Consider the following 13360-nt stretch of genomic DNA (forward strand, 5'->3'; position numbering starts at 1 on the left):
TGCTGGCAGGTTCACGCTCCTGTCATGCAAAAGCAACGCCGGTTTCGCGGATTCGTTCGCAGGGTCAAATGATTAGCAGCATGCCGCCGAGGCTGCTGACAAACACAGACGGCAGTCGGCACGGGGCAATCGGTAGTCGGTAGCGGAGATGCTCCGACTGCCGACTGCCGACTTCCCAATTGCCGCCCTACCGCGGCGGCCGCTCGCCGTGCGCTGCCGCCATGTTGGAGCGGTTGAGCTTCTCGCGGAGGCTCCGTTCGACCGCGAGCTCGATCGCGTCCTGTAACTCCGTGTGGCTGTCGAGCAGGCGATAGAGGCGCGTCGCCTCGAAGCCCAGGTAGCGCACCGGCGTGGCGCACACGGCGGTCGCCATCGCCGCCTCGCCGGTCGAGATGCCGGTCTCGCCGAGCAGCGATCCGGCCGTGACCTCCGCGACCTTCTTGCCGTCGACGATGATGTCGACCTGGCCGCGCACGACGAAACAAAGTTCCGCGATGCGCTCGCCGCTCCTGGTCAGCACCGTGCCGGGCACGACCTCGCGCCAGCGCCCTACCGCCAGCAGCCGGCGCACCTGGCCGGCATTGAGGCCGGGCACCGCCTGCTCGTGGAACATCTGCTCCTCGGCGCTGAGCCGGCCGCCCCAGCGCCAGTTGATGGCGCGAACGATACGCACCAGTGCGACCAGCACCAGCAGCGCCCACCAGAAGCCTTCTGTGGCATTGAAGCCGAAGTAGATGGTGGTGACGCCGCCGACCAGCCCGGCGGCCAGCGCCAGCCAGCGCACTAGCGCGATGGTCGGCATCGCCACGGCGACGACGATGAGGAACAGCGCCACGTGGTGGGCAAGCGCGGTCGGCGAGAGAATATCGGTCAGCCAGAGATTCATGCCGCGACCATACGCAATTTCGCGCTCCGGAACATCAGGCCGGCTTGCCGCCCAGCGCCGCCAGCGCTTCCGGCGTATCGACGTCGAGCGCGATATCGGCGCCGAGCTCGATTTCGACGACCGCGTCGCGGTGCGCCTCGATCAGCCGGCGCCCGCCGGTATCGCCCGTCACCGCCATCAGTTCCGGGAAGAAGCGGCGCGACCAGACCACCGGATTGCCGCGCTGGCCCGCGAACGACGGCACGACGATGCCGCCCGGGCGGAACGCCTCGATCAGGCGATCGACGGTCGCCGAAGTGACCGCCGGCATGTCGGCGAGCAGCACGACGGCGGCGTCGACATCGTCGAACAGCGACGCAAGCCCGGCGCGGAGCGAGGTCGACAGGCCGCCGGCAAAGTCGGGATTGTGCACGCGCGCCACGTCGAGGCCGGCGAGCGCGGCCTCGACTTCCTGCGGCGCGTAGCCGGTGACCACCGTCAGCGACGCGGCGCCTGAGCCGACCGCCGCTTCCGCCGCGATGCGCACCAGCGGCCGGCCGCCGATGGTCGCGACCAGCTTGTTGGCCTCGCCCATGCGGCGCGAGGAGCCGGCGGCGAGCAGCAGCGCCGCAATCTTCGGCGCCGCGCCGGCGCGCGGCTGCGGCCGCGTCACGATCTCGCCGAGCAGGCCGCCGACGCCCATCGCCGCGACATCGTCCGAGGTGACCTCGAGCCCGGCGAGCATGCGCGCCAGCACCCAGTCGAAGCCGTTCTCCTTCGGGCTCCGCGCGCAACCCGGCGCGCCGATCACCGGCACGTCGCCGATGCGCCCGAGCACGATCAGGTTGCCCGGATCGACCGGCATGCCGAGGCGCGTGACCGCGCCGCCCGCCTGCCGGATCGCCGCGGGGATGACGTCGTCGCCATCGACCACGGCGGAAGCACCGAACGCGATCAGCAGGCCGGCACCCTGCCCGGCCAGCGCCGCGAGCGACGCCGCGACCGCATCGGCGTCGTGCGCGACGCGATCCTCGCGCAGCACCGACGCGCCGGCCGGCGCCAGCCGCTCGTCGAGCAGGCGGCGCGTCTTGTCCATCACTGCCGGTTTGACCGACGGCAGCGTCGTCGCCACCAGGCCGACCTTCATCGCGCGGAACGGCGCGACGCGGATCGCCGCGCCGGCGTTTGCTTTGGCCAAAGTCGCACGCGGAACGGCGAACGGGATGATCTTCACCGTCGCGATCATCTGGCCGGCCGCGACGGCGGCGTATTCCGGCACCGTCGCAACGGTGATGGCGGGATCGACGCGGTTCAGCCGGTCGATGGCGGCGCGGTCGATGACCACGACGCCGGACGCCTCGGCCGTGAGGTTGGCGCGGCCGGTGAAGGGACGTGCCGCGCGCACGCCTTTGCCGGCGAGCAGCGCGGCGATCGTGGCCGCGGCCTCATCCTCCGGCACGTCGTCGACGTCGAGGCGCGCCACGGTGACCTCGGCGATGCCGGCCGCGGCAAGTGCTGCGATGTGTTCCGCGGTGAGCAAAGTGCCCTTGCGGAGCGCACCGTCGGCAAGGCGCACCGAATGGGCGAGGATCGCGCCGCCGGCTGCCGCGACCGGCACGGGACCGAATTTCACGCCGCCGCTTCCTTCGCCACGGCGCCGCGACTGCGCAGCGTCGCGATCACCTCGGCGAGGATCGACACCGCGATCTCGGCCGGCGACTGCGCGCCGATGGCAAGGCCGATCGGCCCGCGCACGCGCGCCACCGCGCGCTCGTCGAGGCCGAGGGCGCGCAGCCGGTCGAGACGCTTGGCCTGCGTCTTCCGGCTGCCGAGCGCGCCGACGTAGAAGCATTCCGCACGAAGCGCCGCCTCCAGCGCCCCGTCGTCAATCTTCGGGTCATGCGTCAGCGCCGCTATTGCCGTGAACGGATCGAGGCCGAGTTTCGGCAGCGCGTCCTGCGGCCACTCGGCGATGAGCGTCACATCGGGAAACCGGTCGGGCGTCGCGAAGGCCGTGCGCGGATCGACGATGGTCATATCGAAGCCGGCCAGCTTCGCCATCGGCGCCAGCGCCTGGCTGATGTGCACCGCGCCGATGACGATGAGGCGCGGCGGCGGCAGGTGGACGGTGAGGAACGTGTTCGCCTCGCCGACGGTGCCCGACGCGCCGGAAGCAAAGCGCCGGCGGAGCTCGTCGGCGAGCGGATCGCCGTCGTAGCCTTCGTGCTCGACCACCAGGCGCAGGTGGCCGCTGGCGAGATCGGTGACCAGGATCGCCGCCTGCCGCTTCTGCCGCGCCGCGTTCAGCCGCTCGAGGATGTCGAGTTTCATCTAGTCGAGCTTCTCGACGTAGACCTTGATCCGCCCGCCGCACGACAGGCCGACGCGCCACGCGGTCTCGTCGGCGACGCCGAACTCCAGCATCTTCGGCTTGCCCGCGGCGATCACGTCGAGCGCCTCGCCGACCACCGCGCCCTCGACGCAGCCGCCCGAGACGGAGCCCTCGAAGTTGCCCTCGCCATCGACGATCAGGTGGCTGCCGACGGGGCGCGGCGCCGAGCCCCACGTCTCGACCACGGTCGCGATCGCGACGTCGCGCCCGGCCTTCCGCCAGGCTTCAGCGGCGGCGAGTACGTCGAGGTCCGGTGTGGGCATGCGTCGGCGCTCCGATGTGTCCGGCTGAATATAACGCGGCACTCCGCCTCCGTCATGGCCGGACCCGCGCTGCGAACCAGCCCACTCTGCTTTCCCCACGGGGACGCAGGAGGTTCAGTACGAGACGCCAGCTCCCGGCAGACTTCCGGCACCTGGATCCCCGCTTTCGCAGGGAAAGCGGAGGGGGCACGCCCGCTCAGACTTACTTCGCCACCGACACCCGCCAGATCGTGTTGTTGCCGTCCTCGCTGACCAGCAGCGCACCGTCCTTGGCGACCGCCACGCCAACCGGGCGGCCATCGACCGCGTCGTCGTTGAGGACGAAGCCGGTCATAAAGTCTTCGTACTCGCCGGTCGCCACGCCGTCCTTCATCGGGATGCGCACGACCTTGTAGCCGGTACGCGCCCCGCGGTTGGACGAGCCGTGCATCGTGGCGAAGGCGTCGCCGCGATATTCCTCCGGGAACATCGCGCCGTCGTAGAAGACGAGTCCCAGCGGCGCCGAGTGCGGCGCGAGCAGCACGTCGGGCACCGTGACCTTGCCCTTGAGGTCGGGCCGCTCGCCGGCGTGGCGCGGATCCTCGTGGTCGCCGATGTAGTACCAGGGCCAGCCGTAGAAGGCGCCGTCGGCGATGTGCGTGATGAAATCGGGCGGCACGTTGGCGCCGATGCCGTCGCGCTCGTTCGCCGCGCACCACAGCGCGTTGGTCTTCGGCTGGATGGCGATGCCCGAGCAGTTGCGGATGCCGCCGGCGATGATGCGGCCCTCGTTGCCGGACGGGTCGAAGGTGAAGATCGAGGCGCGCCCCTGCTCCGCCGACCACGCCGCGCCGACGCCGAGCGCCGCCTCCAGCCGCGCGATCTCGTCCGGCGATTTTTGCGGCAGTCCGTCCGCCGCGTTGGTCGCCGATCCGACGGTCAGATACATGAGCCGGTTGTCGGGCGAGAAGAGAATGTCGCGCGTGTTGTGGCCTTCCGCCGGAATGCCGCCGAGCACGGTGCGCGGCCGCGTCTCGGCCTTGAGGTCGCCGCTCTTGTAGGGGAAGCGGATGATGCGATTGCTCTCCGCGACGTAGAGCCAGACCGGATCGTTGCCGGCCGGATAGAACGCGATGCCGTAGGCGTAGCCGAGATTCTCGGCAAAGACGCTGCGCTCGCTCACCTTGCCGTCGGCGCCGGTGCGCAAGACGGTGATCCGCCCTGCCCCGCTTTCGGCGACGAAGATATCGCCGTTCGGCGCCACGCGGATGACGCGCGGTCCCTTGAGGTCGCCGGCGAACAGATCGACCGCGAAGCCCGGCGGCACGGCAGGCTTCGCGTCCGCCGGCATCGGCAGGATCGGCGCCAGCGCGGCGGCGCCGTTTTCCGGGGTGAGATTTGCCGCCGGCAGGTCGGCCGGCGTGATCAGGCGGCGAACGCCGGGACGGTCGGAGTGCCAGTCGCCGAACGCCGCCTCCCCGGTCAGCGTGCCCTCCGCCGAAGCCGCGGCGGCGCAGAGCAGGAACGGCACGGCAAGCGTCAGGCCTTTCAGCATCGCGTCCGCCTCCCAGCAAACGGAAAGCCCGGCGGTTTGCGCCGCCGGGCTCTAGGTCTTACGGCCCGCCGAGACTACGACGGATTGACGTCATGCGAAACGCGCCAGATCGAACCGCTGCCGTCGTCGGTGACGATCAGCGCGCCGTCCTTGGCGACGGCGACGCCCACCGGACGGCCCCACACCTGCTCCGACGACATGCCAAAGCCGGTCATGAAGTCTTCGTAGGCGCCGGTCGGCTTGCCGTTGTCCATCAGCAGGCGGACGACCTTGTAGCCGGTGCGCATGCCGCGGTTCCACGAGCCGTGCATGGTGGCGAACGCGTCGCCCTTGTACTCCGGCGGGAACATGCCGCCGTCGTAGAAGGCGATGTTGAGCGGCGCCGAGTGGGCCTGGAACAGCACGTCGGGCACGGTCACCTTGCCGGCGAGGTCGGGACGCTGTCCCTTCAGCGGCGCGCGCGGGTCCTCGTTCGAGCCGATGTAGTACCAGGGCCAGCCGTAGAAAGCGCCGTCCTTCACCGTGGTGGCGTAGTCCGGCACGAGGTTGTCGCCGAGCCCGTCGCGCTCGTTGGTGACGCACCACAGCGCATTGGTCGCCGGCTGCAGCGTCATGCCCGAGCAGTTGCGGATGCCGGTCGCGACGACCCGCATGTTCTTGCCGTCGGGATCGTAGGCGAGCACCGCGGCGCGCGCCTCCTCCTCGTTCCACATCTCGCCCAGCGGATGCGACGCCGCGAACTGCGCGATGCCGCCGTCGGGCAGGCCACTGACGTCCTCGCCGATGTTCGAGCCCGAGCCGACGGAGAGGTAGAGCGTCTTGCCGTCGGCGGAGAAGGCGATGTCGCGCGTCCAGTGATGGTTGGACGGCACGTTGGGGATGATGGTCTCGGCCGCCGCCGTCGCCTTCAGGTCGCCCGCCTTGTACGGATAGCGCACGACGCTGTCGGAGTTCGCCACATAGACGTATTGCGGATTGTCGAGCGGATAGAACGCGATGCCGTACGGCTGGTTGAGGCCGTCGGCGAAGGTCGAGTCCTGCGCGACCTTGCCGGAAGCATCGAGACGCAGAACGTGGACGGTGTTGGCCGAGGAGTCGGCGACGAACAGGTCGCCGTTCGGCGCCACACGCACGACGCGCGGCTGCTGGTAGCCCTGCGCCAGCAGATCGACGGTGAAGCCTGCTGCTACTATCGGCTTCGCGTCGGGCGGCCGGTCGACCAGGCCCGGCGCGTTGGAGGCAGACTCGGTCGCGAACGGCGCCGGCAGGTCGCCCGGCTTGATCAGACGCCGGACGCCCGGCGCCTGGCTGTCCCAGCCGCCGAAGGCGGCCTGGCCGGTCAGCACCTGGCTGTCGGCCGCAAACGATGGCGCCGCGGCAAATGCCGCCGCAAACGCCAGAAGGATGGTGGATTTCCGCATGGCTCGCTCCTGCAGTCGTGGAGTGCGCCCCCGTGGCAACGGAAATGGGGCGATGGCGGGCCGCTTCAAGGGACGCTAGATATTCGCCGATGACCGAAACCAACGATCCGCGCGATCTCGTTGCCTGGTACGCCGAGGTGGGCATCGACGTCGCGCTGGAGGAAGCACCCGTCGACCGCTTCGCCGCGCGCGCGCCAACGCCGCAACCGGCGGCGTCAGCGCCCATGCCGACGCCGGCCGCACCGTTATCGTTCGACCGCAACGCGCCGCTCCCGCCACCGCGCACGCTGATCGCACCGGCCGCGCAACCGGCAGCGCCGCCCGACGAAACGGCGCGCGCCGCGCGGGCCGCGGCGCAGGCGGCGAACACGCTCGACGAACTGCGCGCCGCGCTGGAAAATTTCGAAGGCTGCGGCCTGCGCAAGACGGCGACGCAACTCGTGTTCGCCGACGGCACGCCGGGCAGCCGGGTCATGCTGGTCGGCGAGGCCCCGGGCCGCGACGAGGACATCCAGGGCCTGCCCTTCGTCGGCCGCTCGGGCCAACTGCTCGACCGGATGCTGGCCGCCATCGGCCTCGACCGCACGTCGGTCTACATCGCCAACGTCGTGCCCTGGCGCCCGCCGGGCAATCGCACGCCGACGCCGCAGGAGACGGCGGCCTGCCGCCCGTTCACGCTCCGCCAGATCCAATTGTCGAACCCCGATTTCCTGATCTGCCTCGGCGCACCCTCGGCCGCCGAATTGATGGGCAACACGCAGGGCATCCTGAAATTCCGCGGCCGCTGGCATGACTTTGACACCGGCACGCGCACCATCAAGGCGATGGCGACGCTCCACCCCGCCTATCTTCTGCGCCAGCCGCTGCAGAAGCGGCTCGCCTGGCGCGATTTCCTGATGCTGCGGGAAGCCTTGAATTCCGGGGCGGAGACGGCGAAGACTGGCCCTTGAGAATCACGCTCGTCCGCCTGAGATGTCCTCCCAGCTCGTCGCCGTTGCCTCGCTGCTCCTCGGCTCGGCCTTTCTGCTGATCGCAGGCGGGCTGCACGGCATCCTGCTGCCGGTCGTCGGCGCCGAAGCCGGGTTCAACCTCACGGAACTCGGCCTTCTCGGCACCGGCTGGTCGGCGGGCTTCATCTCCGGCTGCATCCTTATTCCGCAGATCGTGCGCCGCGTCGGCCATGTCCGTAGCTACGGTGCCCTGGCCTCGGTCGCGGCGGTGACGATCCTGCTCAACCTGCTGTTCATCAACGCGCCGGCGTGGATCGTCGTCCGCGCCATCAACGGCTTCTGCTTCGCCGGCGCGGCCATGGTGGTGGAAAGCTGGCTGAACGAGCGGGCGACGCGCGAAAATCGCGGCACGATCTTCTCGGTCTACCAGATGGTGAACTTCGCCGCCTCGACCACCGGCCAGCTTCTGATGGTCATCAAGCCGCCGTCCGATTTCTTCTTTTTCGCCATCGGCGCGATTTTCTACTGCCTGGCGATCCTGCCGACGGCGCTGTCGACGGCGAAAAGCCCGCAGCCGCTGAAGGCCGCCAAGCTCGACGTCCGCCGCCTCTATGCGATCTCGCCGGTGGGCGCCGTGGTCTCCTTTCTCGTCGGCCTGGTCAACGGCGCCTTCGGCACGCTGGGGCCCGTCTACGCCCAGCAGATCGGGCTGCCGACGCGCGATATCGCTTTCCTCATGGCGGGCGCGCTCATCGGCGGGTCGCTGATCCAGTTTCCGCTGGGCCGCCTGTCGGACCGCACCGACCGCCGCCGCGTGCTCATCGGCGTCGCCATCGGCGCGGCGGTCATCGGCCTCGCCTTCTTCGTGTTCCGCCCGCATGCGCCGGCGGTGGTCATCCCCCTCGCCATTGTCTTCGGCGCCATGATTTATCCGATGTATGCGCTGACCGTCGCCCACGCCAACGACTTCGCCGCGGCGGACGAATTCGTGAAGATCGCCTCGAGTTTGCTGCTGCTCTACGGCATCGGCACGATGTTCGGCCCGCTCGCCGCCGCCTGGGCCATGGGCCACCTGGCGCCGGAGGGCCTGTTCGCCTTTACCGCCGCCGTGCATGTCGTGGTCGTCGGCTACGTCGCCTATCGCATCAGCCGGCGCTCGACGCTGAACGTCGTGCTCCGCGACACCTTCCGCGGCCTGCCGATCGGCAAGACCGCGACCCACGAGAGCGCCGCGCTCGACCCGCGCTCGGCGGTGCCCGAGCCGGCGCCGGAAGCGGCCGACGCGGCAATGCCAAAAGAATAAACACGCGGCAGTCGGTGCCGAAAGAATGAACAGCGGATGGCTGCGACGCAGTTGTGTTGCGCCCTTCAGGTTGATAACCCTAATCAATTAAAGGAAGCCGGCTCGACCCGGCCTCCGGCCAAAAGGCCATTGAACAGGGGACACAGGGGCGAATGGAGTACTTCGTTCAGCAGTTCATCAATGGCGTCACGCTTGGCTCGATCTACGGGCTGATCGCGATCGGCTACACGATGGTGTTCGGCATCATCGGCATGGTGAACTTCGCGCACGGCGACGTCTTCATGCTCTCCGCCTTCATCGCGCTGATGGTCTTCCTGATCGTCACGACCTGGCTTGGCATCGGCTCGGTGGTCGTCGCGATCATCGCCATGCTGCTGATCAGCATGGTGCTCACCGGCGCGTGGAACTGGGCGATCGAGAAGGTCGCCTACCGACCATTACGAGGATCGTTCCGCCTGGCGCCGCTCATCTCGGCGATCGGCGTCTCGATCACGCTCTCCAATTTCGTGCAGGTGGCGCAGGACCCGCGCAACAAGCCGATCCCGCCGATCGTGCGCGACGTCTTCACCGTCTACCACGCCGCCGGCTCCAACTCGTCGATCACGCTGTCGCTGAAGCAGATCATCATCGTGCTGGTCACCGCGACGCTGCTCGCGATCTTCTGGTACATCGTGCAGAAGACGCCGCTCGGCCGCGCGCAACGCGCCTGCGAGCAGGACCGCAAGATGGCGGCGCTGGTCGGCGTCGACGTCGATAAGACCATCTCGCTCACCTTCGTCATGGGCGCCGCGCTCGCCGCCGTCGCCGGCACGATGTTCCTGATGTTCTACGGCGTCGTGAATTTCTCCGACGGCTTCTCGCCGGGCATCAAGGCGTTTACCGCCGCGGTGCTGGGCGGCATCGGCTCGCTGCCCGGCGCGGTGCTGGGCGGCATCCTGATCGGGCTGATCGAAGCCTTGTGGTCGGCGTATTTCTCGATCGACTACAAGGACGTCGCCGCCTTCTCGATCCTCGCCATCGTGCTGATCTTCCTGCCCCAGGGCATCCTTGGCCGGCCCGACGTGGAGAAGGTTTAGGCCATGGTCGATACCGCCCCGACAGCCGACTTCCGTCCCGAAGGCGCCCAGATACTGGAAGAACAGGGCATCGCCGCCGCGCAGGGCGAGCCGCCCATCACCAACGTCGGTCAGGCCGATTTCGGCCATGCGATAAAGGAAGCGCTGATCGCCGGCGGCGTCGCGCTGGCGCTGTTCGGTCCCTTCCTCGGCCTGCTCACGGCGCAGAACGTCCGCAACGAACTCGTCCTGGTGACGCGGCCCGGCCTGCTCGCCACCGCCGTCGGCATCGTCGCGGTCGGCCGCTTCCTCATCGCCTATTTCTACGCGCCCTACGCCACGCGCCGCCGCGGCGCGCCGGCGAGGGTCAAGGCCGCGCCGCAGTGGCAGACCACGCTCCGCCGCTTCTTCATCCCGATCGCGATACTGCTGCTCGTCCTCTACCCGCCGATCGTGCTCGGCACGAGCGGCATCCAGGGCTCGATCAAGTGGGTCGATAACTTCGGCGTGCAGATCCTGATCTACGTCATGCTGGCGTGGGGCCTGAACATCGTCGTCGGCCTCGCCGGCCTGCTCGACCTCGGCTACGTCGCCTTCTACGCCGTCGGCGCTTATTCCTACACGCTGCTCGCCATCCACTTCGACCTGTCGTTCTGGGTGCTCTTGCCGGTCGCCGGCCTTCTCGCCGCGGCCTGGGGCGTGCTGCTCGGCTTCCCGGTGCTGCGGCTGCGCGGCGACTATCTCGCCATCGTCACGCTCGCCTTCGGCGAGATCGTGCGCCTGGTGCTGGTCAACTGGCGCGACGTCACCAAGGGCGGCTTCGGCATCACCTCGATCCCGAAGATCACGTTCTTCGGCATGCCGTTCGACGCCTCGCCGAACGGCTTCGCCGCGCATTTCCACCTGCCGCTCTCGTCCGCCTACTACAAGATTTTCATGTTCTACCTGATCCTGGCGCTGGCGCTGTTCACCGCCTGGGTGACGACGCGGCTGCGCAAGCTGCCGATCGGCCGCGCCTGGGAATCGCTGCGCGAGGACGAGATCGCCTGCCGGTCGCTCGGCATCAACACGACCTCGACCAAGCTGACCGCGTTCGCCACCGGCGCGATGTTCGCCGGCTTCGCCGGTTCCTTCTTCGCCGCGCGCCAGGGCTTCATCAGCCCGGAATCGTTCACCTTCATCGAGTCGGCGATGATCGTCGCCATCGTCGTGCTCGGCGGCATGGGCTCGATCATCGGCGTCGCGGTCGCCGCCGTCGCCATGATCGGCGGCATCGAGAGTCTCCGCGAGCTCACCATCCTCAAGGAAGTCTTCGGCCAGGATTTCGAGCCGACGCAGTACCGCATGCTGCTCTTCGGCCTCGCCATGGTGCTGATCATGCTGTGGAAGCCGCGCGGCTTCGTCACCGCGCGCCAGCCGACCGTGTTCCTCAAGGAGCGAAAAACCATATCCGGGTCGCTCACCGGCGAAGGGCATGGCTGACATGGACAGTGCCGCGGCAGCCGACCTGCCGATCATCGCCGTCGATCACCTGACCATGCGCTTCGGCGGCCTGGTAGCCATCAACGACTTCTCGTTCCGCGGCAAGCGCGGCGAGATCACCGCGCTGATCGGCCCGAACGGCGCCGGCAAGACGACGGTGTTCAACTGCGTCACCGGCTTCTACAAGCCGACCGAGGGGATGATCCGGCTGCGCCAGCGCGGCGGCAAGGAGTTCCTGCTCGAGCGCATGCCCGACTTCCGCATCGCCTCGCGTGCCAAGGTCGCCCGCACCTTCCAGAACATCCGCCTATTCGGCGGCATGACGGTGCTGGAAAACCTGCTCGTCGCCCAGCACAACAAGCTGATGGTCGCCTCCGGCATGTCGCTGTTCGGCATTCTCGGCCTGCCGAGCTACCGCAGGGCCGAGCGCGCCGCGGTCGAAAAGGCGCGCGACTGGCTGAACGAGGTCGGCCTCATCGACCGCGCCGACGACGCCGCCGCCGACCTGCCCTACGGCGCCCAGCGCCGCGTCGAGATCGCACGCGCCATGTGCACCGATCCCGAGCTGCTCTGCCTCGACGAGCCCGCCGCCGGCCTCAACGCCCGCGAGTCGGCGCAATTGAACGAGCTGCTGATCGGCATCCGCGACAGGCACGCCACCTCGGTGCTGCTCATCGAGCACGACATGTCCGTGGTCATGGAGATTTCCGACCACGTCATCGTGCTCGAATACGGCATCAAGATTTCCGACGGCACGCCGAGCGAGGTGCGCAACGATCCGAAGGTCATCGCCGCCTATCTCGGCGTCGAAGACGAGGAAGTCGGCACCGTCACCCGCCAGCTCGAAACGGCGGAGACGCACTGATGGCCGAGACCAACGGCGCCGCCCCCCTCCTTCAGATCCGCGGCGTCACCACCTTCTACGGCAAGATCATGGCGCTTCGCGGCATCGATCTCGATGTGCACGCCGGCGAGATCGTCGCGCTGATCGGCGCCAACGGCGCCGGCAAGTCGACGCTGATGATGACCATCTGCGGCAACCCGCGCGCCCGCGACGGCAGCATCCGCTACGACGGCCGCGACATCACCAAGCTGCCCACCCACGAGATCGCGCGCCTGCGCGTCGCCCAGTCGCCGGAAGGCCGCCGCATCTTTCCGCGCATGTCGGTGTACGAGAACCTGCAGATGGGCGCCTCGATCGACAACGGCCAGCATTTTGAGGAAGACGTCGAGAAGGTCTTCACGCTTTTCCCGCGCCTCAAGGAACGCATCAACCAGCGCGGCGGCACGCTCTCCGGCGGCGAGCAGCAGATGCTGTCGATCTCGCGCGCGCTGATGGCGCGCCCCAAGCTGCTGCTCCTCGACGAGCCGTCGCTGGGCCTCGCCCCGATCATCTCGTCGCAGATTTTCGCCTCGATCCGCGAACTCAACCAGTCGCAGAAGCTGACGGTGTTCATCGTCGAGCAGAACGCCTACCAGGCGCTGAAGCTGTCGCACCGCGGCTATGTGCTGGTGAACGGCAAGATCACGATGTCGGGCACGGGACGCGAACTTCTCCAGCGGCCCGAGGTGCGCGACGCCTATCTCGAAGGCGGCGTGAAACACTGACGGCCGGACGACAGGAGCAGGTATGCAGGGCGTAATCTACGAGGGCCAGTCGATACTGCTGTTCATCTTCGTCACGATCGGGCTCGGCGGCGGCGCGGCGTGGGTGAGCGGCCGTTCGACGGCGCAGATGTGGCGGCCGTGGCCGATCCTTCTGCTGTCGGTGCTGGGGCTCAGCGTCGCCGTGCGCTTCATGTACTACGCACTGTTCACCCAGACTTTCTTCAGCCTGCACTACTACTTCGTTGACGCAATAATCCTGCTCATCATTGGCACTATTGCCTACCGATTTACGCTGGCTCGCCAGATGGTTGCGCAATATGGCTGGCTTTACGAGCGCACCGGTCCTTTTTCCTGGCGAGCACGACCGGGCGCAGACCTGCCGGCTCACGAAAGCAAGTGACAAATCCGCAAAAACCGGCATAAATCCGCACCATGATGGCGGCCTGGGAATTTCTCCCTGCGTGCGCCCTGCAAGTCACTGACCTGC

13 protein-coding genes are annotated in these 13360 nt (G+C 68.3%); 7 read left to right on the plus strand and 6 right to left on the minus strand.

The annotated features are described in order from the left end of the window. Positions 1 to 187: 187 nt before the first annotated feature. The 6 genes from WDM94_11660 to WDM94_11685 all read right to left on the minus strand — a co-directional run bounded on the left by WDM94_11660 (position 188) and on the right by WDM94_11685 (position 6475). Positions 188 to 886, minus strand: coding sequence for a cyclic nucleotide-binding domain-containing protein (locus WDM94_11660; protein MEJ0013252.1), 699 nt, complete (start codon positions 884 to 886; stop codon positions 188 to 190). 34 nt (positions 887 to 920) lie between these two features. Continuing rightward, on the minus strand, positions 921 to 2498 hold the full coding sequence (locus tag WDM94_11665) for a molybdopterin-binding/glycosyltransferase family 2 protein (GenBank protein ID MEJ0013253.1): 1578 nt from the start codon (positions 2496 to 2498) through the stop codon (positions 921 to 923). Then, complete coding sequence (locus tag WDM94_11670) at positions 2495 to 3196, minus strand: XdhC family protein (protein MEJ0013254.1); 702 nt, start codon at positions 3194 to 3196, stop codon at positions 2495 to 2497. The genes WDM94_11665 and WDM94_11670 overlap by 4 nt, the downstream gene beginning before the upstream one ends. Next, positions 3197 to 3520 (minus strand): XdhC family protein, encoded by a 324-nt coding sequence (locus tag WDM94_11675; GenBank protein ID MEJ0013255.1) that lies wholly within the window; start codon positions 3518 to 3520, stop codon positions 3197 to 3199. It abuts the gene before it with no gap. A gap of 202 nt (positions 3521 to 3722) precedes the next feature. Then, positions 3723 to 5054: a PQQ-dependent sugar dehydrogenase gene (locus WDM94_11680; protein MEJ0013256.1), complete on the minus strand. Its 1332-nt coding sequence runs from the start codon at positions 5052 to 5054 to the stop codon at positions 3723 to 3725. Positions 5055 to 5128: 74 nt separating this feature from the next. Next, on the minus strand, positions 5129 to 6475 hold the full coding sequence (locus WDM94_11685) for a sorbosone dehydrogenase family protein (GenBank protein MEJ0013257.1): 1347 nt from the start codon (positions 6473 to 6475) through the stop codon (positions 5129 to 5131). An 89-nt stretch (positions 6476 to 6564) separates the two neighbouring features. On the opposite strand from WDM94_11685, the gene WDM94_11690 reads away from it, so the two are divergent. The 7 genes from WDM94_11690 (at position 6565) to WDM94_11720 (ending at position 13273) form a co-directional block, all read left to right on the plus strand. Beyond that, positions 6565 to 7425, plus strand: coding sequence for a uracil-DNA glycosylase (locus WDM94_11690; GenBank protein MEJ0013258.1), 861 nt, complete (start codon positions 6565 to 6567; stop codon positions 7423 to 7425). A 22-nt stretch (positions 7426 to 7447) separates the two neighbouring features. Continuing rightward, a complete protein-coding gene (locus WDM94_11695; protein MEJ0013259.1) occupies positions 7448 to 8728 on the plus strand; it encodes an MFS transporter in 1281 nt (426 codons plus the stop codon). 152 nt (positions 8729 to 8880) lie between these two features. Further along, complete coding sequence (locus WDM94_11700; GenBank protein MEJ0013260.1) at positions 8881 to 9804, plus strand: branched-chain amino acid ABC transporter permease LivH; 924 nt, start codon at positions 8881 to 8883, stop codon at positions 9802 to 9804. A 3-nt stretch (positions 9805 to 9807) separates the two neighbouring features. Further along, positions 9808 to 11265: a high-affinity branched-chain amino acid ABC transporter permease LivM gene (gene livM, locus WDM94_11705; GenBank protein ID MEJ0013261.1), complete on the plus strand. Its 1458-nt coding sequence runs from the start codon at positions 9808 to 9810 to the stop codon at positions 11263 to 11265. 1 nt (position 11266) lies between these two features. Beyond that, complete coding sequence (locus WDM94_11710) at positions 11267 to 12130, plus strand: ABC transporter ATP-binding protein (protein MEJ0013262.1); 864 nt, start codon at positions 11267 to 11269, stop codon at positions 12128 to 12130. Then, the gene (locus tag WDM94_11715) at positions 12130 to 12873 is read left to right on the plus strand and encodes an ABC transporter ATP-binding protein (GenBank protein MEJ0013263.1); all 744 of its coding nucleotides are present in this window, start codon (positions 12130 to 12132) and stop codon (positions 12871 to 12873) included. Before WDM94_11710 ends, WDM94_11715 begins: the two co-directional genes overlap by 1 nt. Before the next feature lie 22 nt (positions 12874 to 12895). Next, on the plus strand, positions 12896 to 13273 hold the full coding sequence (locus WDM94_11720; GenBank protein ID MEJ0013264.1) for a DUF6867 family protein: 378 nt from the start codon (positions 12896 to 12898) through the stop codon (positions 13271 to 13273). The last annotated feature ends 87 nt before the right edge of the window (positions 13274 to 13360 follow it).

The organism is Bauldia sp., assembly GCA_037200845.1.
GTDB lineage: Bacteria > Pseudomonadota > Alphaproteobacteria > Rhizobiales > Kaistiaceae > DASZQY01.

What these genes read in the sequence shown, in the direction of transcription:
- WDM94_11690 (MEJ0013258.1), top strand. Translation starts at nt 6,565, where the DNA reads ATGACCGAAACCAACGATCCGCGCGATCTCGTTGCCTGGTACGCCGAG.
- WDM94_11675 (MEJ0013255.1), bottom strand. Translation starts at nt 3,520, where the DNA reads ATGCCCACACCGGACCTCGACGTACTCGCCGCCGCTGAAGCCTGGCGG.
- livM (MEJ0013261.1), top strand. Translation starts at nt 9,808, where the DNA reads ATGGTCGATACCGCCCCGACAGCCGACTTCCGTCCCGAAGGCGCCCAG.
- WDM94_11680 (MEJ0013256.1), bottom strand. Translation starts at nt 5,054, where the DNA reads ATGCTGAAAGGCCTGACGCTTGCCGTGCCGTTCCTGCTCTGCGCCGCC.
- WDM94_11710 (MEJ0013262.1), top strand. Translation starts at nt 11,267, where the DNA reads ATGGACAGTGCCGCGGCAGCCGACCTGCCGATCATCGCCGTCGATCAC.
- WDM94_11685 (MEJ0013257.1), bottom strand. Translation starts at nt 6,475, where the DNA reads ATGCGGAAATCCACCATCCTTCTGGCGTTTGCGGCGGCATTTGCCGCG.
- WDM94_11695 (MEJ0013259.1), top strand. Translation starts at nt 7,448, where the DNA reads ATGTCCTCCCAGCTCGTCGCCGTTGCCTCGCTGCTCCTCGGCTCGGCC.
- WDM94_11720 (MEJ0013264.1), top strand. Translation starts at nt 12,896, where the DNA reads ATGCAGGGCGTAATCTACGAGGGCCAGTCGATACTGCTGTTCATCTTC.
- WDM94_11700 (MEJ0013260.1), top strand. Translation starts at nt 8,881, where the DNA reads ATGGAGTACTTCGTTCAGCAGTTCATCAATGGCGTCACGCTTGGCTCG.
- WDM94_11715 (MEJ0013263.1), top strand. Translation starts at nt 12,130, where the DNA reads ATGGCCGAGACCAACGGCGCCGCCCCCCTCCTTCAGATCCGCGGCGTC.
- WDM94_11660 (MEJ0013252.1), bottom strand. Translation starts at nt 886, where the DNA reads ATGAATCTCTGGCTGACCGATATTCTCTCGCCGACCGCGCTTGCCCAC.
- WDM94_11670 (MEJ0013254.1), bottom strand. Translation starts at nt 3,196, where the DNA reads ATGAAACTCGACATCCTCGAGCGGCTGAACGCGGCGCGGCAGAAGCGG.